This is a genomic window from Streptomyces sp. NPDC032161, assembly GCF_040636995.1.
Lineage (GTDB): Bacteria > Actinomycetota > Actinomycetes > Streptomycetales > Streptomycetaceae > Streptomyces.
Genome location: NZ_JBEZVN010000010.1, coordinates 109,521 through 132,566, shown reverse-complemented (window position 1 = coordinate 132,566; position 23,046 = coordinate 109,521). Strand labels below are relative to the sequence as shown.

The 23,046-nt window shown below is 71.3% G+C and carries 21 protein-coding genes; 13 read left to right on the top strand and 8 right to left on the bottom strand.

The window, feature by feature from the left end; genetic code table 11:
- Window positions 1-78: 78 nt before the first annotated feature.
- Together AB0E67_RS20550 and clpS are read right to left on the bottom strand one after the other, a co-directional pair.
- Window positions 79-663 (bottom strand): DUF2017 domain-containing protein, encoded by a 585-nt coding sequence (locus AB0E67_RS20550; RefSeq protein WP_362028603.1) that lies wholly within the window; start codon window positions 661-663, stop codon window positions 79-81.
- Window positions 664-858: 195 nt separating this feature from the next.
- Entirely contained in the window at window positions 859-1,173 is a 315-nt protein-coding gene (gene clpS, locus AB0E67_RS20545) for an ATP-dependent Clp protease adapter ClpS (RefSeq protein WP_073783381.1), read from the bottom strand.
- Between the two features lie 79 nt (window positions 1,174-1,252).
- Between clpS and AB0E67_RS20540 the strand changes: the two genes are divergently transcribed.
- Both AB0E67_RS20540 and AB0E67_RS20535 read left to right on the top strand, forming a co-directional pair.
- Window positions 1,253-2,581, top strand: coding sequence for a nicotinate phosphoribosyltransferase (locus tag AB0E67_RS20540; protein WP_362028600.1), 1,329 nt, complete (start codon window positions 1,253-1,255; stop codon window positions 2,579-2,581).
- Between the two features lie 167 nt (window positions 2,582-2,748).
- Window positions 2,749-3,348, top strand: a complete 600-nt coding sequence (locus AB0E67_RS20535; RefSeq protein WP_362028597.1) for an isochorismatase family protein — start codon at window positions 2,749-2,751, stop codon at window positions 3,346-3,348.
- A 148-nt stretch (window positions 3,349-3,496) separates the two neighbouring features.
- Here AB0E67_RS20535 and AB0E67_RS20530 read toward each other — a convergent pair whose 3' ends face one another.
- Together AB0E67_RS20530 and AB0E67_RS20525 are read right to left on the bottom strand one after the other, a co-directional pair.
- Complete coding sequence (locus tag AB0E67_RS20530) at window positions 3,497-3,919, bottom strand: hypothetical protein (RefSeq protein ID WP_362028594.1); 423 nt, start codon at window positions 3,917-3,919, stop codon at window positions 3,497-3,499.
- Between the two features lie 124 nt (window positions 3,920-4,043).
- Entirely contained in the window at window positions 4,044-6,443 is a 2,400-nt protein-coding gene (locus tag AB0E67_RS20525) for an immune inhibitor A domain-containing protein (RefSeq protein WP_362028591.1), read from the bottom strand.
- A gap of 371 nt (window positions 6,444-6,814) precedes the next feature.
- Here AB0E67_RS20525 and AB0E67_RS20520 point away from each other — a divergent pair, with 371 nt between their 5' ends.
- Window positions 6,815-7,189 carry a hypothetical protein gene (locus AB0E67_RS20520; protein WP_362028589.1) on the top strand — a complete coding sequence of 125 codons (375 nt, stop codon included), beginning with the start codon at window positions 6,815-6,817 and terminating at the stop codon, window positions 7,187-7,189.
- A 355-nt stretch (window positions 7,190-7,544) separates the two neighbouring features.
- Here AB0E67_RS20520 and AB0E67_RS20515 read toward each other — a convergent pair whose 3' ends face one another.
- Complete coding sequence (locus tag AB0E67_RS20515) at window positions 7,545-8,333, bottom strand: RDD family protein (protein ID WP_362028586.1); 789 nt, start codon at window positions 8,331-8,333, stop codon at window positions 7,545-7,547.
- A 167-nt stretch (window positions 8,334-8,500) separates the two neighbouring features.
- Complete coding sequence (locus AB0E67_RS20510; protein ID WP_362028583.1) at window positions 8,501-10,378, bottom strand: RDD family protein; 1,878 nt, start codon at window positions 10,376-10,378, stop codon at window positions 8,501-8,503.
- Between the two features lie 212 nt (window positions 10,379-10,590).
- Here AB0E67_RS20510 and AB0E67_RS20505 point away from each other — a divergent pair, with 212 nt between their 5' ends.
- Window positions 10,591-11,067: an SsgA family sporulation/cell division regulator gene (locus AB0E67_RS20505; protein WP_362028580.1), complete on the top strand. Its 477-nt coding sequence runs from the start codon at window positions 10,591-10,593 to the stop codon at window positions 11,065-11,067.
- A 112-nt stretch (window positions 11,068-11,179) separates the two neighbouring features.
- On the opposite strand, the gene AB0E67_RS20500 is transcribed toward AB0E67_RS20505, so the two are convergent.
- Entirely contained in the window at window positions 11,180-12,547 is a 1,368-nt protein-coding gene (locus AB0E67_RS20500; protein ID WP_362028578.1) for an FAD-linked oxidase C-terminal domain-containing protein, read from the bottom strand.
- A 295-nt stretch (window positions 12,548-12,842) separates the two neighbouring features.
- Here AB0E67_RS20500 and AB0E67_RS20495 point away from each other — a divergent pair, with 295 nt between their 5' ends.
- Window positions 12,843-14,339, top strand: coding sequence for a tetratricopeptide repeat protein (locus AB0E67_RS20495; protein ID WP_362028576.1), 1,497 nt, complete (start codon window positions 12,843-12,845; stop codon window positions 14,337-14,339).
- A gap of 172 nt (window positions 14,340-14,511) precedes the next feature.
- Here the strand turns inward: AB0E67_RS20495 and hppD are convergent, their stop codons facing one another.
- Window positions 14,512-15,657, bottom strand: a complete 1,146-nt coding sequence (gene hppD / locus AB0E67_RS20490; protein WP_362028573.1) for a 4-hydroxyphenylpyruvate dioxygenase — start codon at window positions 15,655-15,657, stop codon at window positions 14,512-14,514.
- Window positions 15,658-15,790: 133 nt separating this feature from the next.
- Between hppD and AB0E67_RS20485 the strand changes: the two genes are divergently transcribed.
- The 8 genes from AB0E67_RS20485 (at window position 15,791) to AB0E67_RS20450 (ending at window position 22,942) form a co-directional block, all read left to right on the top strand.
- Window positions 15,791-16,264 (top strand): Lrp/AsnC family transcriptional regulator, encoded by a 474-nt coding sequence (locus tag AB0E67_RS20485; RefSeq protein ID WP_362028570.1) that lies wholly within the window; start codon window positions 15,791-15,793, stop codon window positions 16,262-16,264.
- Window positions 16,265-16,292: 28 nt separating this feature from the next.
- Window positions 16,293-16,940 (top strand): ABC transporter permease, encoded by a 648-nt coding sequence (locus tag AB0E67_RS20480; protein ID WP_362028567.1) that lies wholly within the window; start codon window positions 16,293-16,295, stop codon window positions 16,938-16,940.
- 208 nt (window positions 16,941-17,148) lie between these two features.
- Complete coding sequence (locus tag AB0E67_RS20475; protein WP_362028705.1) at window positions 17,149-18,348, top strand: betaine/proline/choline family ABC transporter ATP-binding protein; 1,200 nt, start codon at window positions 17,149-17,151, stop codon at window positions 18,346-18,348.
- The gene (locus AB0E67_RS20470) at window positions 18,345-19,385 is read left to right on the top strand and encodes an ABC transporter permease (RefSeq protein ID WP_362028564.1); all 1,041 of its coding nucleotides are present in this window, start codon (window positions 18,345-18,347) and stop codon (window positions 19,383-19,385) included. Before AB0E67_RS20475 ends, AB0E67_RS20470 begins: the two co-directional genes overlap by 4 nt.
- A gap of 238 nt (window positions 19,386-19,623) precedes the next feature.
- Window positions 19,624-20,514, top strand: coding sequence for a glycine betaine ABC transporter substrate-binding protein (locus tag AB0E67_RS20465; RefSeq protein ID WP_362028702.1), 891 nt, complete (start codon window positions 19,624-19,626; stop codon window positions 20,512-20,514).
- Between the two features lie 165 nt (window positions 20,515-20,679).
- Window positions 20,680-21,288: a winged helix-turn-helix domain-containing protein gene (locus AB0E67_RS20460; protein ID WP_362028561.1), complete on the top strand. Its 609-nt coding sequence runs from the start codon at window positions 20,680-20,682 to the stop codon at window positions 21,286-21,288.
- Window positions 21,289-21,434: 146 nt separating this feature from the next.
- Window positions 21,435-21,641 carry a hypothetical protein gene (locus tag AB0E67_RS20455; protein ID WP_362028558.1) on the top strand — a complete coding sequence of 69 codons (207 nt, stop codon included), beginning with the start codon at window positions 21,435-21,437 and terminating at the stop codon, window positions 21,639-21,641.
- Window positions 21,642-21,649: 8 nt separating this feature from the next.
- Window positions 21,650-22,942 (top strand): MFS transporter, encoded by a 1,293-nt coding sequence (locus AB0E67_RS20450; protein WP_362028556.1) that lies wholly within the window; start codon window positions 21,650-21,652, stop codon window positions 22,940-22,942.
- The last annotated feature ends 104 nt before the right edge of the window (window positions 22,943-23,046 follow it).

The window sequence follows — 23,046 nt, the reverse complement described above, 5'->3', positions numbered from 1 at the left end:
GTTGACGGGGACGCGCGGGGCCGCGTCGCCGGTGCTCCCGGCGACCGGCCGACGGGCACAAGAGGGAGGGCGTGCCCGCTACGGCGTCATCGTCTCCACGAGGGTCTCCTGGAGGGCGCCGAGCCAGAGGTAGGCCATGACCATCGGCTTGCGCGGATCGCTGTCGGGGAGCCGGTAGAGCGAATCGGCCCCGCCCTCGTCCTCGTCGGAGACGTCCAGTCGGGTGCCGATGGTGAGCCGGAGGTCGTTGAGGGCGCCGAGCCAGTGGCGGCACTCGTCGCCGGAGAGCGTGAGCACGGCGCCGCCGTCGCCGCCGACGGTCAGGGCGTCGAGGGTGCGTACGACGGCGAGCGCGTCGTCCCGCTTGCGGGCGCGCAGGTCGTTCTCGGTGAAGCGGCGGAACTCGGCGGAGGCGGCGCGCAGTTCGCTGTCGTCGTCGCCGTACGCGTCGGGGAAGAGGCGGGCCAGGGCGGGGTCGGCGGGCCGTTCGCTGGGGCCCTCGGCGAAGAGGGCGGCGAGCGGGTCCGCGCCCTCGGCCGGTTCGTCGCCGGGACCGACGAGTTCCAGCAGCTGGACGGCGAGGGAGCGCAGGATCGCGATCTCCACCTCGTCGAGTGCGACGGCCGCGCCGCCGTCGGGGGTGGCCTCGAAGTGGCCGGCCATGTGTTTACTCCGATGGTGGTTCGGGCGGGGCGGGGCTCGGGCTTGCCGGACGGGCGCTACGGAAGGGCACGGCCCGCGCGGGCGGCACCGGCCGCTGGAGGGGCACTCCCCGCACGGAAGGTACCGCCCGCACGTGATGCGCCGTCCGCGCGGGAGACGGCCCCCGCACGGAAGGTGCTGTACGCGGGGAGGGCACTATCCGCGGTCCTGGGTGAGGGTGGCCCACAGCCCGTAGCCGTGCATGGCCTGGACATCGCGTTCCATCTCCTCGCGGCTGCCGCTGGAGACGACGGCACGGCCTTTGTGGTGGACGTCCAGCATCAGCTTGTGGGCCTTGTCCTTGGGGTAACCGAAGTACGCCTGGAAGACATAGGTCACGTAGCTCATGAGATTGACCGGGTCGTTGTGGACCAGCGTCACCCAGGGGACATCGGGCTCGGGGACGACAACGCTCTCCTCGGCCGATTCGGGACGCTCGATCTCTGTGGGGGCGACGCTCACCTCTCCCATGCTGCCACCCGGGAGGGGGCATCGCACAAACGACCCCGACATCTCGTCACTCTGACGAAATAGGGGTAGCATCCGGAGCATGAACTCTGCGGACCTTGGCCGACGGGTCGGTGTGCCGTCGACCGCGCTCTTCACCGACCAGTACGAGCTCACCATGGTGCAGGCCGCGCTGAAGGCCGGCACGGCGGACCGGCACTCGGTCTTCGAGGCGTTCACCCGCCGGTTGCCCGAGGGGCGGCGCTACGGCGTCGTCGCGGGCGTCGGGCGGGTGCTGGACGCGGTGGAGAACTTCCACTTCGACGACGAGATACTCACCTTCCTGCGCGAGCGGAACGTGGTGGACGGGCCCACGCTCGCCTGGCTCGCCGACTACCGCTTCAGCGGTGACATCTGGGGCTACCCGGAGGGCGAGGTGTACTTCCCCGGCTCGCCGGTCCTGCGGGTCGAGGGTTCGTTCGCCGAGTGCGTGCTGCTGGAGACGGTGATCCTGTCGATCCTCAACCACGACTCGGCGATCGCCGCGGCGGCGTCCCGGATGTCCGTGGCGTCGGGCGGGCGCGCGCTGATCGAGATGGGTGCACGGCGCACCCATGAACTGTCCGCGGTGGCCTCCGCGCGCGCCGCCTACGTCGGCGGCTTCGACACCACCTCCGACCTGGCGGCGGGCTTCCGCTACAACATCCCGACCGTCGGGACGAGCGCCCACGCCTTCACACTGCTGCACGACACCGAGCGCGACGCCTTCCAGGCCCAGGTGGACTCGCTGGGCCGCGACACGACCCTGCTGGTCGACACGTACGACGTGGCCGAGGCGGTCCGCGCGGCGGTGGAGGTCGCGGGGACGGGACTGGGCGCGGTACGGATCGACTCCGGGGACCTGCTGCTGGTCGCGCACCGGGTGCGGCAGCAGCTGGACGAGCTGGGCGCCACAAGGACGAAGATCGTGGTGACGTCGGACCTCGACGAGTACGCGATCGCCTCGCTGGCCGCGGCACCGGTCGACGCGTACGGGGTGGGCACGCAGCTGGTGACCGGCAGCGGGCACCCCACGTGCTCGATGGTGTACAAGCTGGTCGCCCGGACCGACTCGGCCGACCCCGCGGAGCCACTGCGCCCGGTCGCCAAGAAGTCGCTCGGTGCGAAGTCGTCGACGGGTGGTCGCAAGTGGGCCGCGCGTCGGCTGGACGAGCACGGGGTGGCCGAGGCGGAGGTGGTCGGCACCGGTCCCGTACCGGCGGACCTCGCCGACCGGCAGCTGCTGGTCGAGCTGGTCAGGGGCGGCGAGGTGGTCGCCCGCGAACCGCTGGACGCGGCGCGTGAGCGGCACATCACGGCACGGGCGGGGCTGCCGATGTCGGCGACGCAGCTCTCCCGGGGCGAGCCGGTGATCCCGACCGAATTCGTGTGACGAGCGGGGCGGTGCCCGTGGCGGAGGGGCGCACCGCCCCGGCCACGGGCGCCGCACGGGTTGCCCCGCACCCCTCCCCCGGCCGCTCCCGAGTCCCTAGGCTCGAACGCACACCCACCCGACCGCCGACCGCACTCCCACCCCACCCCCACCGAAGGACACCCGCCATGCACCGCGCCTTGATCGTCGTGGACGTCCAGAACGACTTCTGCGAGGGCGGCAGCCTCGCCGTGACGGGAGGCGCCGACGTGGCCGCCGCCATCACCGACCTCATAGGCGACGCCCAGCCGTGCTACCGCCATGTGGTGGCCACCCGCGACAACCACATCGACCCGGGCGACCACTTCGCCGAGCGGCCGGACTTCGAACACTCCTGGCCCGCGCACTGTGTCGCCGGTACGGAGGGGGTGGGCTTCCACCCGAACTTCGCGCCCGTGGTCGCCTCCGGAGCGATCGAGGCGGTCTTCGACAAGGGCGCCCACTCGGCGGCGTACAGCGGTTTCGAGGGCGTCGACGAGAACGGCACCGGGCTGGCCGACTGGCTGCGCGCCCACCACGTCACCGACGTGGACGTGGTGGGCATCGCGACCGACCACTGCGTACGGGCGACGGCGCTGGACGCGGTCCGGGAGGGCTTCACGACCCATGTGCTGCTCGACCTCACCGCCGGAGTGGCCGAGGAGACCACGGACCGGGCGTTGGAGGAGCTCCGCAGGGCGGGCGTGAAGCTGACCGGCGAGCCGGTCGTGCGCAAGCCGGCGGTGTAGCGGGGCGGGGTGGTGTGTGCCGTCGGCTGCCGACCGGCACGGCCCCGCCCCTCACGCCCCTCTCGCGCCGTCCGCGCGTCGCAGACCGTCGGCCGCGCGTCACGGGCCCCGCCCGCGCGTCACGAGCCGCGGGCTCCCCCGCCCGCGTTCAGGCCGGGCGGCGGACCGGCGCGGCGGGCAGGCACGGGAGGCGCCCCGTCGCGGACGCCGGGGCCGTCGTGGCCGCACGGTGGGCCGGTGCGCCCGACGCGGCGGACGTCGCGGGCCGGAGCAGGGCCCGGATGGGGTGCCAGAGCTCCTGGGCGCGCTCCGGTCTCGCTCTCCAGAGCATCCCGTCCGGGTGGTGCAGCACGGCCGTGATCTCGTCCGGAGTGGGCGGCTCGGCGTTGCCCCGCAGATAGACGGCCCGGAGCCCCAGATTGCGCAGCCGGGTCAGCGCGCGGGCCCGGTTGCCCGCGTGCACCAGGACCCGGACCAGGCTGCCCGGTCCCGCTCCGTCCGTGGGCCGGGGCAGGGTGATGGCCACCACCACACTGCCGTTCGGCAACTTGCTGAACCCTCCGCATGCCATGTTCCGCGCTCCCCCGTGAGACGTCGTGTCAATAAGGATGTGGTCAAGACGCACCTAAACACGATCGACCGCCGCCCGCTAGAGGGCGACGGTCGATCAAGCTCTGACCTGCGGCGTTGTAAAACTACTTCCCCGAAGGCCCAACCTTGACGGTGATCGTCGAGCCGTCGCGCGGCTGGCTCACGATCGAGATCCGGGTGTTGGTGTCAGTGACCTGGACACTTCCGGTCTTGTTCTCGGCGTACCAGTAGGTTCCCTTGTGGTCGTCGAAGGCCGGGATGCCGGGCCGCGACGGGATCCGCACCGGCACGTCGGCGTTGTGCAGCGTGAAGGCGTCCGTCCGGTAGCGGCTGAAGGGCGCGTCGAAGGGCTGGATCTTGTTGCGGATGACCGTACCGTCCGCCCACTTCAGCGGCTTGGCGTGCGCGTCGACCGGAAGGATCAGGCCCTTGCCCGGGTGGGTGGAGACGTTGTTGTCCTTCTGGGAGGTGTCCCACTGCCAGACGAGCAGACCGGTCTGGTACGGGTAGTGCTCGACCCAGTCCGGGCGGGTCTGGGAGAAGCCGAAGTTGTACGGGCCGACCTTGAGGGTCCGGTCGTAGCTGACGTACTGGCGGTTCTCCGCGATGTAGAACTGCGCGTAGTCCTTGGTGAAGGACTCGCCGACGCGGGAGAAGCCCTTGGCGGTCCAGCCGTTGTCGTCGCCCTCGGCGTTGTCCGTGAACAGCGCGGTGCCGTCGGCGTTGACGGAGATGGTGTCGGCCGCGAAGCCGATGCCGCCCGCGCCGCCGTCGGTGGTGTAGCGGAAGCGGATGTCGATCTTCTTGCCCGCGTAGGCGTCCAGCGGGTAGGAGAGCTTCTTGTACGCGTCGGAGACGCCGGTCAGGGCCGGCTTGTCGCTGGCGTCGCGCGGGAGGGCCTTGCCGTCGGCCGTGCCGTCGAGCGCGGTCCAGTTGGCACCGCCGTTCTCGGACACCTCGGCGTAGAGGAAGTCGTAGTCCTGCTCGATGTCCCACCAGCCCGCGAGGTCCAGGGACGCGGTGGTCCTGCCGGTCAGATCGACGGAGCGGGACAGGGTGTTGTTCAGGTTGTCACCCATGTCGCTCCACCACTGCTTGGAGCCCTCGGCGGGCTTCGTGACAGCGGTGCTGACGGCCTTGTCCGGCAGCTTGACCAGGAGGGCCTGCTTGTCCTTGGTGTTGTACTCGGACACGCCCAGCTTGTGGACGGAGTTCGTCGCGGCCTTCGCCTCGGCGTAGTTGAGCCAGCCGAGCTGGAGCTTGTCCCAGGCGGTCATGTCGCCGGGCAGGTCACCGATCTCGTTCTTGCCGGTGCCGAGCCAGGAGCCCGCCGACATCAGGGACCAGAAACCGACCGAGTTCTCGGCGGTGTTGGTGGTGTCGTACAGGTCGGGCAGGCCCAGGTCGTGGCCGTACTCGTGGGCGAAGACGCCCAGACCGCCGTTCTCGGGCTGCGCGGTGTAGTCACCGACCCAGATGCCGGTGTCGCCGATCTCGGTGCCGCCGGCCTTGTTGAAGGACGGGCCGGTCGCACCGACGTCGGTGCCGTACGCGTACCAGCGGTGCGCCCAGACGGCGTCCTTGCCCTGCACGCCGCCGCCCGCGGACTCGTCCTCGCCGGCGTGGACGATCTGGAAGTGGTCGATGTAGCCGTCCGGCTCGTTGAAGTCGCCGTCGCCGTCGTAGTCGTAGCGGTCCCACTGGTCGTACTGCGCCAGGTCGGCCTTGATCTGGTCCGCGGTACGGCCCTTGGCCTTCTGGTCGGCGACCCAGGCGTTCACGCCGTCGCGGACCATGTCCCAGACGTTGGCGCAGTTGGACGCGCCGCAGTAGTTGGAACCGTAACGGGCCTCGTTGTACGGGACCTTGACCCAGTCGGAGACCTGGCCGTCGACGGAGTAGCGCCCCGATGAGGTCTTCTCGTAGTACGTCTTCAGCGAGTTCTTGCCGGTGCCGGTGCCGAAGTACAGGTCCTGGAAGTGCTGCTGGTTGTAATCGGCCTGCCAGGCCGTGCTGTTGTCCTTCTTGCGGTCCGGCTGCGCGATGGAGTTGTGGAGCGGGCCGGGATCGCCGCCGTACTTCTTGACGGGGGGCTTGGGGCCCTCGCCGTCCGGGTCGTACATGGTCGTGTTGTCGACCTGGTCGCCGAACTCGACGAGGACCGTGAAGATCTTGTCGGTCTTCTCGCGGCCGAGCTCGACGTACTTCTTCTTGTCGAGCTTGACGACCTTGGAGCCGTCCCGCTTCGATATCTTCTTCTCGCCCGACAGGACCTGCTCCAGGGCGGCCTGACGCTGAGCGTCCTGCTGCTCGCTGAACGGCCCCTGGAGGTCGTGCGCGTTGCCCTTCCCCGTTCCCGGGTCGCGGCGGTCGACCACGGTGCTCCGGGCCCCTGAGCTCTGGTCGTCGGCCTGGGCGGTGGCGAAGGCCGACGCGGTGGCGGCCGTGGCAGCCATGGCCACGACAATCGCTGCGCAGCGCAGCGCCCGTCTCTTCGTACTCACGTGATGCAGTCCTCCCCGGCGTCCGCGGCTGCGGCCTGGGAGTTGGATGAGGGCCGCGCGCGGATACGCGTCACAAGTGACGACATTCGACCGGAGGTGCAAAGAAAAAGACAGACCTTGACTTGGACAGACCAAGTGCACTATGCAGGAGCCGCTTTCCGATATCCGGACGTTCACCCTGTCCGGAAACGAAGCGTCAGATATGCCCTTCGGGGCACGGAATGACTCCGTGCGCCCCCTGTGCACCGGCGTCGCGCTTCGGGCCGTGCTTAGTACCAGCCACTCTCGGGCATCCGTCGTCGTAGAGTCGCCAGGGGTTGTCCGACCGTGTCGAGGACGGCCCATCCGATGCCCCGAGGACGGATACCGCCATGCCGCGTATCACTGCCGCACAGTTCTCCTACGGTTCGGTCACCGTCGTCTTCTCGACCCTCGCCATGCTGCTGCTCTCCCGTACGGAATCGGGGATCGGCGTCGCCGTCATCGGCACCGCGGCGCTCGCGCTCGGTCTGCTGGTGGCCGTGACGGTACCCCGTCCCGTCCCGGCGACGACAGGGAGGTCCGCGCGGACCGGGGCCGCGGCTCGTACGCACCGGGACGCGGTCTCCGCCGCCGTCGAGACCGAGGGGCTCGCCCTCGACGAGCTCCGGACCCCGGCCCCTTCTCCCCACGGGAACGGACGGCCCGTCACGGCGCGCACGGAGCCCGCGGACGACCACCGGGACGAGCGCTCCCTGCGGCGCTGACTCACCTCGCGGCACACCGGCCCGGCGGGGTCCTGCTCGGCCCGGCCAAAGTCGACCGAGGCGAGAGCCAACAGGACGGAACAGGGCGGGATTCGGGAGGACATGACCGCGGTCCTTCTCCCGGCTCCGGGTCGCGAGCAGGCCGGCCGGTCCGCCGCGATTCGACGTACTCCTCGTCCACCTGACGGCCGGTCGCGATCACATCGACGTCTCTATGCCGCCTGACGCGGCAACGACCGCCCGCCGCGACCACTCGCGGCCCCGGGTGACGGCGCGGGCGGGAAGGAGCCGGCCGGCCGGGGCGTCAGGGACTGTCTTCGCGCACGGACCGGGCCTCGCCCCCGGCCCGAGGTCCTCAGGTCGTCTGGACGACCACCGTCTTCGCCGCCTTGTCGTGGAGGCTCTGCCGGTACGGCTTGTCCGTGAACATGAACACGATGAGAATCAGCCACCACAGGCACGGGCAGCACAGCAGCGCCGGCAACCACAGCACCACCGCGCGCAGGAACGACGTCCCGGTGTCCGGCACCCGGCCGTCGTTGAGCATCGCCACGCGCAGCTTCATCAGCCGCTTGCCGATGGTGCGGCCGTCCTTGTGCGTGAAGTACGTGTCGTAGGCGACATAGGCCACCAGTCCGATCAGCGACCAGATCATCTGGTGACCGCTGTACGTCTGGCTGAAGAGGTCGCCGACGTCGGCGTTGCCGTTGGTGGTGTTGCCGTTGTTCCTCACCTCGACGGCTCCGCCCCACGGCAGGGAGATCAGATAGAGCGGGATCGAGATGATGAGGAAGTCGACCAGTCGGGCCAGGATCCGTTTGCCCGGTTCGGCGAGCGGCGGCATGCCCGCCAGCGGGTCCACGCCCCCGTACGGCCCTCCGCCGCCGTAGGGGCCGGGGCCGTACGGCGGCGGAGGGGGAGGCGGCATGCTCCCGTAGGGCGAACCCGACGACGGGCCGGGGCCGGGGCCGGGGGGCGGACCGGGCGGCGGCCCCTGGGGCTCCTGCGGTCCGTGCGGCTCCTGCGGGCCCTGGGACTGCCGCGGTTCGGACGGCCAGGACTCCGACGGCCGCGGCTCCTGCGGCTTCTTGCGGAACGGGTCGTCCTCGGGCGGCTCTCCGGACGTCGGCTGATCGTTGCTCATGGGGGCAGTGCATCCCGGCCCGGGACCGCCCGCAACGGCTCAGGTGCGTTCGGGGGAACGCCTGGGCCTCCGGCGGCTCACCCGATGGGCCGCCGCCCGGAGGAGTGGCCTCCGCAGGGCGACGGCGCGCGGGACCCCGCCCTCCGTCCCGCCCCGTGGGGGCCGTCTCAGCCCGCGACGAAGGTGTGTGCCGCCTTGTCGTGCCAGCACTGGCGCCACGGACGGTCGAACAGGCACCACAGCACGTTGGCCACGCCGATCACCAGGAGTCCCAGTACCCCGTACACCAGCCAGCGGCGCAACGCGGCGCCGAAGGACGGGGACCCGTGCGACTCGATGTCCCGTACTTCGAGTCCGCAGAGCTTCTTGCCGAGCGTACGGCCCCACTTCGCGGTCGGCAGCGCCTCCAGCAGGACACCGAGGACGAGGAACGCTCCGAGCACCGCGCCGAACAGACCGGCCGTGGTGGGGTCCACCAGCCAGACGGTGACCGTCCGGCCGGACATCCTCGCCGTGTCGATCTTCGCGTCGATGTGGTCCAGCGCCCGTGAGACGAGCGGGAACCCGATCGCGCCGACGAGAGCGCCCAGCACCACCGTGTCGACGAGCCGGGCGACGAACCGCTTCCCGAGTCCGGCGGGCCGGGCCGATGCCTGGGCCCGCGCCAGTTGCTGGAAGGGGTCGTCGACCGGCGGCTTCCAGGGCGTGACGGGCTGGTCCGGCTGTTGCCCGCCCCCCGCGCCGGGTTGCTGATGCGGATGGGACTGCTGGGCCTGGTGCGGGAGGTGGGGCTGCTGGAGGTGCGACGGAGGCTGGAGCGGCGACTGGGACTGTTGAGGATGCTGGGGCTGCTGCGCTTGGAGTTGCTGAGGCTGGGGATGCTGGGGTGCCGCCGGGGCCGGCTGGGCGTTTCCGTGGGCCTGGGCCCAGGGGGTGCCCGCCCCGCCGGGACCCGGGTTCGCGGGCGCGGCGGGGCTCGGGGCCGGGGCAGTGGCCGACGCCGGGCCCGGAACCGCCGGGCTCCGGACCGGGTTCGGATTCGGGTTCGCGGGCGCGGCGGGGACGGACACCGGGCCCTGGGCCGGGACGGGTCCGGGGCCCGTGCTCGGGGTCCGGGGCGCCGGTCCCGGCGCGCCGGGACCGGGAGAGAGCGGGCGGATCGCCATCGTCCCGTTCTCGACCGGCTGCCCGGGAGTCCGGGAGGCGGACGGCCGGTTGCCCCGGTCCACCGCGCGGAGGGTGACGGTGTTCTCGGGCGCGTGATCGTCCCCGCCGCGCATGCCGGGCAGCGCGCCGTCGGCCGGGGCCCGCGAGGCGGGCTGCCGCGGGTCGGCGGGTACGGGATCGACGGGAACGGGGTCGACGGGCGCGCGCGAGGCGGGCACCCGGTCGTCCGGCGGCCGCTCGGCCGACGGACCGTCAGCGGGCGTGCGGTCGGCCGGTACCGGAGCCGCGGGCGTACGCGGCTCCTGACCGGCCACCGGCCCCGGGCCCGCTCCGGAAGCCCCGGAAACCGCGGAAGTCCCGGAGCCGGGCAGGGGCATGGGCCCCGACGGCAGCCCCGAATCTGTACGCCCACCCGGCTCGCCCCGGCCGGTCGGCAGCGGGGCGGCGCCGGGCTGCGGCTGGGCGCCCCAGGAGACCCGTCGGTCGTGTTCGCCGCCGAAGCCGGCCTGGCGGGAGGCGTCGGCCTGCCAGGCGGTGGCCGGTTCCGGTCGGTTGCCCGCCTGCGGCTCCTCGTCGAGGAAGACCGGACCGGTCTCCTCCATCGGCGTCTCCGCCGAAGCGGCGGCCGGAACGGACGGGTCCGACGGGACGGACGAAGCGGACGAGGCGGACGGGACCGGTGAGTCCTGCTGCTGCGGCCGGTGCTGTCGGCCGGCGGGCGACGCGGGCATCGGCTCGCCCTGCTGCGGGGCCGGGCGGCTCGTACCGGGCACCCACGAAGCGCCGTTCCAGTACCGGACGTATCCAGGGATGGAGGGATCGGGGTAGTAGCCCTCACGGGGGCTTTCGCCACCGGGTGCCGGGGTTGGGGCGCTCATCACCGTGGTCCCGTATCTCTTCGAGGCCTCAAATCAACGGGTCCACATCTATCAGACACCCGCCCGCCCCCGGGCCGGTCCAGGGGTTTGGGCCACTTTCCGGCCTTCCTGAAATTTTTTTCCCGAAGTCGCGTAATAGTTGGCGTGGAGTGCGCTCTCTCCAGTGCGGGCCGGTCATGGGACCGGTTCACGGACACCGAGAGGACGCCCTCATGAACACCGTCGTGGAACACGATCTGGAGCTCAAGCTGGTTCTGTCGCCCGAGCGCAGCATCCCCGTCCCCGCCCGGTTGACGTACCGCGCGAAGGACCCGTACGCCGTGCACATCGACTTCCACATCGGCTCCGAGTTCCCCGTCCACTGGACCTTCGCCCGCGACCTGTTGGTCGAGGGCGTCTTCCGGCCGTGCGGGCACGGGGACGTGCGTATCTGGCCGACCAAGATCGAACGGCGCAACGTCGTCTTCGTGGCGCTGTCCTCCCCCGACGGCAACGCCCTTCTGGAGATGCCGTCGGCCGCCGTGGCCGCCTGGATGGAGCGGACCCTGCGCATGGTTCCGCCGGGCACGGAGACCGAGCGGCTGGGTATCGACGAGGCGCTCGCCGAGCTGCTCGCCCCGCTGCCCGCCGACGACGTGTGGCTGAGCGATCCCTGGCTCTCGGACGAGTCGCAGGACGGTGACGCATGAGCGCGCGGAACCGGGGCACGCGGAACCCGGAGCACGACGGGTCCGGGCCCACGGCGCCCGAGCCCGCGCGGCCTGAACTGCGACCGAACGCGCCCGGAGCGGGCGGCCGGTGTCAGAACACCTTGCCCGGGTTGAGCAGCCCCAGCGGGTCGAACGTCTGCTTGATCCCCCGGTGCAGCTCGACGCCCACCCCGCCGATTTCCCGCGCCAGCCACTCCTTCTTCAGGACGCCGACGCCGTGTTCACCGGTGATCGTGCCGCCGAGCTCCAGGCCGAGCGCCATGATCTCGTCGAAGGACTCGCGTGCCCGTCGGCTCTCGTCGGCGTCGGTGTGGTCGAAGCAGACGACGGGATGGGTGTTGCCGTCCCCCGCGTGCGCGCAGACACCGATGGTGAGGGCGTACTTCTCGGCGATGGCGGCCGTTCCTTCGAGCATCGCGCCGAGCTTCGAACGGGGTACGCACACGTCGTCGATCATCGTGGCCGACGCGACGGTCTCCAGCGCGGTGAGCGACATCCTCCGTGCCCGCAGCAGCAGTTCGGACTCGGCGGCGTCCTCGGCGGGGACCACCTCCGTGGCACCCGCGGCGGCGCACAGTCCGCCGACGGCGGCCAGGTCGGCCGACGGATCCGGGGTGTCGAAGGCGGCGAGCAGGAGCGCCTCCGTGCTGTCGGGCAGGCCCATGGCGGCCATCCGGTTGACGGCCCGGATCGTCGTACGGTCCATCAGTTCGAGGAGTGATGGGGTGTGACCACGCTCCATGATCCGGCAGATCGCGTCACAGGCGGTCGCCGCGCTCGGGAACTCGGCGGCCAGCACCAGCTGCCGCGGCGGTCGCGGCTTGAGCGCCAGCACGGCCCTGACGACGATGCCGAGGCTGCCCTCCGAACCGACGAACAGGCGGGTGAGGTCGTAGCCGGCGACGCCCTTCGCGGTGCGGCGACCGGTGGTGAGCAGGCGCCCGTCGGCGAGGACGACGTCCAGGCCGAGTACGTACTCCGCCGTGACCCCGTACTTCACGCAGCACAGGCCGCCGGACGCGGTGCCGATGTTGCCGCCGATGGTGCACATCTCCCAACTGGAGGGGTCCGGCGGGTAGAAGAGGCCGACCTCGTCGACCGCCCGGGACAGTACCGCGTTGACGACGCCCGGTTCGACGACGGCGATCCGGTCGACCGGATCGATCTCCAGAATCCGGTCCATCTTCACCAGGGACAGCACGATGCAGCCGTCGGAGGCGTTGGCCGCGCCCGACAGGCCGGTGCGGGCTCCCTGCGGGACGACCGGGACGCGCAGCGCCGTCGCGGTGCGCATCACGTGCTGGACCTGTTCGACCGTACGCGGAAGCACGACGACGGCGGGTGTGCCCGCGTCGCAGAAGCTCGCCATGTCCCGGGCGTACGAGGCGGTGACGTCCGGATCGGTGATCAGGGCCTCGGCGGGAAGTCCCGTACGCAGTTGTTCGAGAAGTCCAGTCATGATCCAAGACTGGCACCCGGCCCCATTGGTGTGAACCCGTCGACGGCGACCTCCGGACAGCGCAGCGTGATCATCTTACCGACGCAGAGTGATCGGCATGGATGCCACGCCGCAGCAGCCTCCGAAGCCGCAGCCACCTCCGAAACCTCAGCCGCCCCCGAAACTCCCATGGCTCCTGAAACCCCGATGGCCGCTGAAACTCCAGCCGCCCCGGCGACCCGAGAAGTCGAAGTCGCAGAAGGCTCAAAAGCCTCATGATTCGGCCGCGTCGCTGCGGTGGGCCGCCACGGGCCTGGTGGCGGGTGCGTCGCTGATGGCGGGCGTGGTGGTGGTCGCGCCGGACGACGGGGAGGAGTCCGCGCCGCCCGCCCCGGGGCCGGTCGCGCGCGCTCTGAGGGCCGCGGACCTGGGTTATCCGGTCTCGCTTCCGGATCTGGAGGCGCTGATCGAGAACCACCGGCAGCGGGTGGAACGGCATCCCTCCGACGCGCGGTCGTGGGCCGTCCTCGGCACCGCGTACGTGGAACGGGCCGGGCGCTCCGCCGACGCGTCGTACTACGTCCGGGCCGAGCAGGCGCTGAAGCGCTCGCTGCGCGCCGAGCCGGACGAGAAGGGGAACGCCGCCGCCCGGGTGGGGATGGCGCGGCTCGCCGACGCCCGGCACGACTTCGCCGCGGCGAAGAAGTGGGGCGAGGAGGTGCGGGCGCGGCATCCGGAGGAGTGGGCGGTGTACCCGGCGCTGGCCGAGGCGTACGAAGGTCTCGGGGACCTCGCCTCCTCGCGCGCGGCGGTACGGCGGTTCGCGGAGCTGCGGCCCGGGGTCGAGGCGCTGCTGCTGACGGCGCGGACGCAGCAGGGCATGGGCCGGGACGAGGACGCGGTGGCGAGCGCGCGGGACGCGGCGGACCGGGCGGACACTCCCGCGCGAAAGGTGGAGTGCCTGTATCTGCTGGGCGAACTGGCGTGGGAGCGGGGCGAGCCACAGGAGGCGGTGGCTCAGTACGGCGCGGCGCTGGCGGTCGAGCGCGATCACCGTCCGTCGCTCGCGGGCCGGGCCAGGGCGCTGGCGGCGCTCGGCCGGGCGGACGAGGCGCGGCGCGGCTACGAGGCCGCGCTGGCCGATCAGCCGAGCCCCACGTTCCTGCTGGAGCTGGGCGAGTTGTACGAGTCGCTGGGCCGGAACGCGAAGGCGCGGGAGCAGTACGAGCGGCTGCGCTCGTCCCTCTCGCGGGACCAGGAGCAGGGCGTGGACAACACGCTGCTGCGTGGCCGTTTCGAGGCGGCGCACGGGGAGCCGACGGCGGCGGTGGCGCTGCTGACCGCCGAGTGGGCGCGGTCGCACCGCAGTGCCGCGGTGGCGGACGCGCTGGGCTGGGCGCTGCATCTGTCGGGCGACTCGGTGGCGGCACTGCCGTACGCGGAACGCGCGGTCGCCGCCGGTGCCCGGAACGCCTCGTACGTGTCCCACCTCGGGGCGATCCAGTGGGCGTTGAAGGACTACGGACCGGCACGGCGCCATCTGACGGAGGCCCTGCGCACCAATCCGCACTTCTCGCCGCTGGAGGCCCCGGCCGCCCGCAGGGCGCTGGACGCCCTGGACGGCCTGCCGACGGTCCTGCCGCGCGGTGTGCTCCCCGCCCCGGCGCCGGCGGACGAGTCGGTCCCGCCCACGCCCGCGCGGCCGATGCCGCGACCGACCACGCCCGCCCCCGCGCCCGCACCCACGGCCCCCGGGCCGCAGCGGCAGGCCCCCGCCGGGCCCCCGGTACCGCGCGCCGCGAACGGCGGCTGACGCCCGGCGCCGACGCCCGGCGACCCGAGGCCGACGGCCGGCCCGAGGGGGTGGTCGCCGTACGCGAGGGGCGGGGCCCCGGATCGCCCCGGTGGCCCCGCCCCTCGTCCGTACCGTCGGCTTCGCGACCGCGGCCCGTACGGCTTCCGGCGCAGCGGTCATGCCCTCCGGGTCAGAGGTTGCCGCGCCTCTCCTGTTCGCGCTCGATCGCCTCGAACAGGGCCTTGAAGTTGCCCTTGCCGAAGCCCATCGAGCCGTGGCGCTCGATCATCTCGAAGAAGACGGTCGGCCGGTCCTGGACCGGCTTGGTGAAGATCTGGAGCAGGTAGCCGTCCTCGTCGCGGTCCACGAGGATCTTCAGCTCGCGCAGGATCTCGACCGGCACCCGGGTCTCGCCCGCCCACTCGCCGAGGGTGTCGTAGTAGGTGTCGGGGGTGTCCAGGAACTCGACTCCCGCGGCCCGCATCGCGCGCACCGAGGCGACGATGTCGTTGGTGGCCAGCGCGATGTGCTGGACGCCCGCGCCGCCGTAGAACTCCAGGTACTCGTCGATCTGGGACTTCTTCTTGGCGATGGCCGGCTCGTTGATCGGGAACTTGACCTTGAGCGTGCCGTCGGCGACGACCTTGGACATGAGCGCGGAGTACTCGGTGGCGATGTCGTCGCCCACGAACTCCTTCATGTTGGTGAAGCCCATGACCTTGTTGTAGAACCCGACCCACTCGTTCATCCGGCCGAGTTCCACGTTGCCGACGCAGTGGTCGATGGCCTGGAAGGTGCGCTTGGCGGGCGGCTCGACGATCGGGGAGGCGGCGACGTAACCGGGCAGGTACGGACCGTCGTAGCCGGACCGCTCGACGAGGGTGTGACGGGTCTTGCCGTACGTGGCGATCGCGGCGAGCACGACCGTGCCGTGCTCGTCCTTGATCTCGTAGGGCTCGTCGATGCCGCGGGCGCCGTGCTCGACGGCGTACGCGTAGGCCGCGCGGGCGTCCGGGACCTCGATGGCCAGGTCGACGACGCCGTCGCCGTGCTCCGTCACATGGTCGGCGAGGAAGCGACCGCGGTCGGTGGACGCCTTGATGACGGAGGTGAACACGAAGCGGGCGGAGCCGTTGGTCAGCACGTAACTCGCGGTCTCCCGGCTGCCGTTCTCCGGCCCGGAGTAGGCGACCAGCTTCATGCCGAAGGCCGTCGAGTAGTAGTGCGCGGCCTGCTTGGCGTTGCCGACGGCGAAGACGACCGCGTCCATTCCCTTGACCGGGAAGGGGTCGGCCTGCCGGGCAGTGTCGGGGGTGGTGTGCAGAGTCTCAGTCATGTGCGAAGGCTCTCGCCGCTTCGCAAGGTGCGCAACAGTTCGCGGAATCGCTGGGCAATCTGTACAGCGCATGGGGATGATGGCCGGGCTATCTGTACATGATGACCATCACAGTGACCCCCGGAGGCGGACCATGGCGATCGATCATCTGGACGGCCGGCTCATCGTACTTCTGGCCCGTGAGCCCCGCATCGGTGTACTGGAGGCGTCGCGGCGACTGGGCGTGGCACGCGGAACGGTGCAGGCGCGTCTGGACCGGCTTCAGTCGAATGGAGTCATCCGCGGCTTCGGCCCGACCGTCGATCCGGCGGCGCTCGGCTACCCCGTCACCGCGTTCGCGACGCTGGAGATCAAACAGGGGCAAGGGGCCGACGTACGGGCCCACTTGGCCGGCGTCCCGGAGGTGCTGGAGCTGCACACCACCACCGGGCGCGGGGACATGCTCTGCCGGCTCGTCGCGCGTTCCAACGCCGATCTCCAACGGGTGATCGACCGGGTCGTCGGTTTTGATGGCATCGTCCGGGCCTCCACGGCCATCGTCATGGAGAACCCGGTGCCGTTGCGTGTCATCCCGCTCGTCGAGCAGGCCGCGGGGGACGCCGACTGACGACCGAGCCGAGGCCGAGGAGTGGCGTGTGACCTTCTGGGAATATCTGGGCAACCGCCACCAACAGCTGCTCACGGACGCGTTCCAGCACGTCAGCGCCGTGTTCCAGTGCATGGTCATCGCCACCGTGCTCGGGGTCCTGATCGGCGTCGTCACGTATCGCAGCGGCTGGGCGGGGTCGCTGGCCATCGCGTCGACGGCGACGGTGCTCACCATTCCCTCCCTCGCCGCGATCGGTCTGCTCATCCCGCTGGTCGGGCTCGGGGTGGCGCCCACGGTGATCACGCTGACGCTGTACGGGCTGCTGCCCATCGTCCGCAACTCCGTCGTGGGGCTGCGCGGCGTCGATCCGGCGCTCGTCGACGCGGCGAAGGGCATCGGGATGTCGCGGCCGGCCCGGCTGCTGCGGGTGGAACTGCCGCTGGCCTGGCCGCCGATCCTCACCGGCATCCGGGTGTCCACACAGATGCTGATGGGCATCGCCGCCATCGCCGCGTACGCGTCCGGCCCCGGCCTGGGCAACGAGATCTTCCGCGGCATCGCCTCGCTGGGCAGCGCCAACGCGATCAACCAGGTGCTCGCCGGAACGATCGGCATCGTCGTCCTCGCCCTGCTCTTCGACGCCGCGTACGTCCTGCTCGGGCGGCTCACCATTCCCGGGGGGATCCGTGCCTGAGACCGCCGACGCCCACTCCGCCGGTTCCGGCGGCAATGCCCGCTCCGGTGGCAACGCCCGCTCCGGTGGCAACGCCGGTTCCGACGGTTCCACCGGTCCTGGTGGTGACGCCTCCACGACCACGGCCTCCGGCAGTACGGCCGCCGACAGCGTCGGATCCCCGGAGCGGGCAGGGGCGGGGACGGCGGAGTCCGCTTCGGGTGCCACCATCCACCTGGACAACCTGACCAAGCGGTACCCGGGCCATCCGAACCCGGCCGTGGACAACGTCACGCTGGACATCAGGGCCGGCGAGACGGTGATCTTCGTCGGCCCCTCCGGCTGCGGCAAGTCCACCACGCTGAAGATGATCAACCGGCTGATCGAGCCGACGTCCGGGCGGATCCTGATCGGTGGCGAGGACGTCACCGACATCGATCCGGTACGGCTGCGCCGCAAGATCGGGTACGCGATCCAGTCGTCCGGACTCTTCCCGCACATGACGGTCGCGGAGAACATCGCCCTCGTACCGAGGATGGTCGGCTGGTCGAAGGCGCGGGTGAGGGACCGGGTCGAGGAGATGCTCGACCTCGTGGGGCTCGACCCCAGGGAGTTCCACGGCCGCTATCCCCGCGCGCTCTCCGGTGGTCAGCAGCAACGGGTGGGCGTGGCACGGGCGTTGGCGGCGGATCCACCGGTGCTGCTGATGGACGAGCCGTTCGGCGCGGTCGACCCGATCACCCGGGACCACCTCCAGGACGAGCTGATCCGGCTCCAGCACGAACTGCACAAGACCATCGTCTTCGTCACCCACGACTTCGACGAGGCGATCAAGCTGGGCGACCGGATCGCCGTCCTGCGGGAGCGCTCGCACATCGCCCAGTTCGACACCCCGGAGGCGATCCTCACCAACCCGACGGACGACTTCGTCTCCGGGTTCGTCGGTGCCGGGGCCGCGCTGAAGCGGCTCAACCTGACCCGCGTACGCGATGTGGAGGTGGCCCGGTTCCCGACGGTGACGGTCGACGACCCGCTCCAGTCGATCTTCAACAAGCTGCGCATCGGCCCGCACAACGAGATCCTGATGCTGGACCGAAGGAACCGCCCGTACAAGTGGCTTCGGCGCGGCGACCTGATGCGGGCGCGCGGTTCGCTGGCCCGGGCCGGGCAGTTGGTGCACGACACGGTGACGCGGGACGCGACACTGCATGACGCGCTGGAGGCGGTGCTGACCGACAGCGGCGGGCGGGTCGCGGTGACCGGGCGGCGCGGCGAGTTCATCGGGGTCGTCGACATGCACACCCTGATGAACTCGGTGCACGAACTGCTGGAGGCCGACCGGCTGGCCGCCATCGAGCACCAGCACGATCTGGAGGTGCTCCGCGCCCACCAGACCGAGCAGGAGCTGGAGGGCGGTGCCGGCACATGACTCCCGATTCCCCGTCGAACCCCGGACCGTCGCGGGCGAACCACGGACCGGCGCAGTCGAACCACGGCCCCGCACAGGCGAACCCGGGCCCGCCGCACCCGAACCCCGGACCGGCCCGGTCGAACCACGGGCCCGCACGGAACCGGCGTGCCGGCCGCCCCGCGCGTTCCGCCCGACCCGGGCGTTCCGAACGGCCCGGCCCCTCCTCCGACAAGGACCGCCCGCCCGGCGAACACGACGTCAAGGGCCATGCCTTCCGCGACGAGGAGGAGGAGCCCCCGCCCCCGCCGTCGAAACCGCGCCCCCGGATCACCTGGCGCAAGCTGGTGGTGCTGCCGGCCGTGCTCGTGGCGGTCCTGGCCGTCACCTATCTGTGGATCACGAACATCCACCTCGACTCGATCGCGCGGAACGCGCTCACCGGTGGCAATGTGCGGCTGCGCTGGTGGCAGCACGTGGAGCTGACCGCCATCTCGACGTTCTGGGTGCTGATCATCGCGATCCCGCTCGGCATCGCGCTGACCCGGCGCGGACTGCGCAGGGGCGCGCCGCTGGTCACCGCGATCGCCAACATCGGGCAGGCGACCCCGGCGATCGGTCTGCTGGCGCTGCTGGTGATCTGGCTGGGCATCGGTCCGTCGACGGCGGTCATCGGCATGGTGATCTACGCCGTGCTGCCGGTGTTCTCCAACACGGTGGCCGGGCTCAGGGCGATCGATCCGAACCTGGTCGAGGCGTCGCGCGGTATCGGCATGTCGCCGATGGGGACGCTCACCAGGGTCGAACTCCCGCTCGCCGTACCGCTGATCCTGGCCGGGGTGCGGACGGCGCTGGTGCTCAACGTGGGTACGGCGACGCTGGCGACGTTCGTCGGCGGTGGCGGGCTGGGCGACCTGATCACCTCGGGCATCCAGACCCAGCGGATGCCGGTGCTGGTGCTGGGATCGGTGCTGACGGTGGTGCTGGCGCTGCTGGTGGACTGGCTGGCCTCGCTGGCAGAGGTGGCGCTGACCCCGCGCGGACTGGAGGTGGGGTGAGATGGGTCCGCGCGAAAGGCGCCGCGGACGCGGGGAACGCGGGATGCACGGGGCGCACGAGGTGCAGGGGTCACACCCTGTTCGCGGGACGCACCGGGTGGGGACGGCACTCCGGGTGGCCGGGATAGGCCGGATGGACGGGGCGCGCCGGGTGCGCGGTCGGCTCCTGCGGGCGTTCGCGGCCGTGGTGGCCCTGACGTCGGCGCTCTCCGGGTGCGGGCTGAAGAGCGGGTCGCCGATGGCGGACGAGGTACGGCCGGGTTCGGTCGGCCGGGGCCGGCCGCTGGAGGGCGCCTCGCTGACCGTCACCTCGAAGAACTTCAGCGAGAACATCATCCTGGGCCAGATGATCGGCCTGGTGCTCAAGGCCGCCGGTGCGGAGGTGCTGGACCGGACGAACCTGCCCGGCTCGATCAGCGCACGCGAGGCGATCGTCAAGGGCGACGCGGACACCATGTACGAGTACACGGGCACCGGCTGGATCACCTACCTCGGTCACGCCGCACCGATCCCCGACCCTGAGAAGCAGTGGCGGGCGGTGCGGGACGAGGACCGCAAGAACGGTGTGACGTGGCTGCCCCAGTCCACGCTCGACAACACCTACGCGCTCGCCGTCAGCAGGAAGAACAACGCCAGGTACCACTTGAGGACGCTCTCCGACGTCGCCGCGCTGGCGAAGCGCGACCCGTCGGCGGTGACGATCTGCGTGGAGAACGAGTTCGCCTCGCGCGACGACGGACTGCCGGGCATGCAGAAGGCGTACGGGATGTCCCTCCCGGCCGGCAACATCAAGAAGATGGACGCCGGGATCATCTACACCCAGGTCTCGAAGTCCAACTCCTGCCTGCTCGGCGAGGTGTACACCACGGACGGCCGGGTCAAGGCCATGAACCTGGAAGTGCTCGTGGACGACAAGCACTTCTTCCCCAACTACAACGCCGCGCCCGTCGTCCACACGGAGACGTTCCGGCGGTACCCGCAGATCGCGGAGCTCCTCGACCCGGTCACCAGGAAGCTGACGACCGAGGTCGCCCAGGAACTCAACGCCAAGGTGGACGTGGACGGGCAGGACCCGCACCAGGTGGCGAAGGACTGGCTGATCCGCGAGGGGTTCATCAGGAACGGCTGACGCGGAACGGCTGGTGGGTGGGTGGGGGGACACCGACACGGAACGGAGCAGAACGGCGGACGGCCGACGGCGGACGGCCGACGGCGGACGGCCGACGGGGAGTTGCAAAGAAGTCGATGCAAAGAAAAGCTTGCAAAGCTTTCTTTGCAAGCCTACGGTTGTGACATGCCCGCGAAAAAGGACGGCGACGACCGCCCCGCCGACGAACTGAACATCCACATGGTCGACACCCGCACCCTGCGAGCGCTCGCCCACCCACTGCGCCTGCGCCTGCTGAACGCACTTCGGGAGTTCGGCCCCGCCACCGCCTCCGGCCTGGCGGACCGGCTCGGCGAATCCAGCGGCGCCACCAGCTACCACCTGCGCCGGCTGGCCTCGTACGGCTTCGTCGAGGACGACCCGGAGCGCGGCAAGGGCCGCGAACGCTGGTGGCGCGCCGTCCACGCGGGCACCGCGTTCAACACGGGCCTCTTCGTGAACCACCCGGATCCCGACGTGCGCGGCGCCGTCGGCGTCGTGCTCCACGAGATCGCCGACAACCACGCCCAGGAGCTGAGCACCTGGCTCGGCACGATGCACGAGTGGCCCGAGGAGTGGCATCGGGCGTGGGAGGCCAGCGACTTCAAGCTGCGCCTGACCCCCGACCTCTCCGCCGAGCTGATCACGAAGATGCACGAGCTCATCGAGAGTTACCGGGACCGGGTTCCGGAGGGCACCGAGGGCGCGGTCACCGTCCGCAGCCACCTGCACCTCTTCCCCCGCCCCACCGACTGACGCCCCCCACCGGACCACGGCCGCCCGGCCTCGGGGAACGCCGCACCACCGGCCGGCCATCGGACACCGGCCGCCAGCCGCCGAGCAGCAAGCAGCAAGCAGCAAGCAGCAAGCACGAACAACCCCACCGACCGGAAGGACACGTCATGCACCCCGAGGCCCACCTGTTGCTGCACCACCAGCGCTCCACCGAACTCCGGCAGCAGGCAACGGAGTTCCTCCTCACCCCGGCCGAACCGGGCACCGGGCTGCGCGCCCGACTGGGCTGGTTCCTCGTCGAGTCCGGGCTGCGCATCCTGCCCCGTCACTCCGGGCACCCGGGCCACGCATCCGCCCTGCCCGGCACGGCATGAGCGGCCGGATGCCCCGGAGCCGTGTCCCGCTCGCCGCCGTACTGTCCGCCAACTCCATATCCACAGCCGGGACTTCGCTGACGTTGATCGCGGTCCCCTGGTTCGTGCTGGAGACCACGGGCAGTGCGGGACGGGCCGGCGTCGTCGCCTTCTGCGCGACCCTGCCGATCATCGTCTCCGCGCTGATCGGCGGACCCGTCATCGACCGCCTCGGCCGCCGCCGGGTGTCCGTCGCCTCCGACCTGGTGTGCGGCCTCGCCGTCGCGGCCGTACCGCTGCTCCACCGGACCGGCCTGCTCACGTTCTGGATGCTGTGCGCGTTGATGGCGGTCAACGGTCTGCTGCACACCCCGGGCAACACGGCACGTTACGTTCTGGTGCCGGACCTGGCCGAGCACGCGGGCACCACCCTCGCCCGTGCCGCCAGCCTCTTCGACGCCGTCTCGCGCGGCGCCCGGATGGTCGGGGCGGCACTGGCCGGTGTACTGATCGCCCTGACCGGTGCGGAGACCGTACTACTGCTGGACGCCGCCACGTTCCTGATGTCCGCACTGCTGATCGCCCTCGGGGTACGAGGGGTGCGCGCGGCCGAGCCCCGCCGGACCGCGACCCCCGTCTCGCTGCGGGCGTACGGCAGCGAACTACGCGAGGGCTACGCCTATTTGACGGGCCATCGGCTGTTGCTCGCGATCGTGCTGACGGTCCTCTTCATGAACGGCACCGATCAGGGCTGGAACGCCGTCCTGCTGCCGGTGCACGCGTCCGCGGAGCTGGGCGGAGCCCGGGACATCGGACTGCTCACCGCGCTGTTCGGCGCGGGCGGGCTGACCGGGGCGCTGTTGTACGGGGCGTTCGGACACCGTTTCTCGCGGTGGGCCGTCTTCACCGTGTGCGTGGTGCTGTGCGGCGCGCCCCGGTACGCGGTCGCCGCGCTGACCGGGACGACGGCGCCGCTCGCGGTGACCATGGCGCTGAGCGGCATCGCGGGCGGGGTGCTGAACCCGGTCCTGACGACGGTGATCTACGGGAGCGTGCCCGACGCGCTGCGCAGCCGGGTCTCGGGGGTGCTCACAGCGGGCGGCGAACTCGCCATGCCGGTGGGCGGCCTCGCCGCGGGCCTGCTGGTGGAGGGCGCGGGCGCACGGGGCGCACTGCTCGCCATGGGCGGTGTGTACCTGCTGGCGACGCTGAGCCCGCTGGTGTTCCCGGTGTGGCGCACGATGGACGGGGCGGCGGCGGACGCCGTCCCGCAAGGGGCGGAACCGGAGCCGGAGCCGACGACGGCGAAGTCGAAGGAATGAAGGAACAGGGGAACAGCGGAACAGCGGAAGAGGGGGGAAGGAGGCCGCAGCGAGGAAGACCGCGGGGAGGCAGGAGCCGGAAGGGCGAAGACCTGGGCGAACCG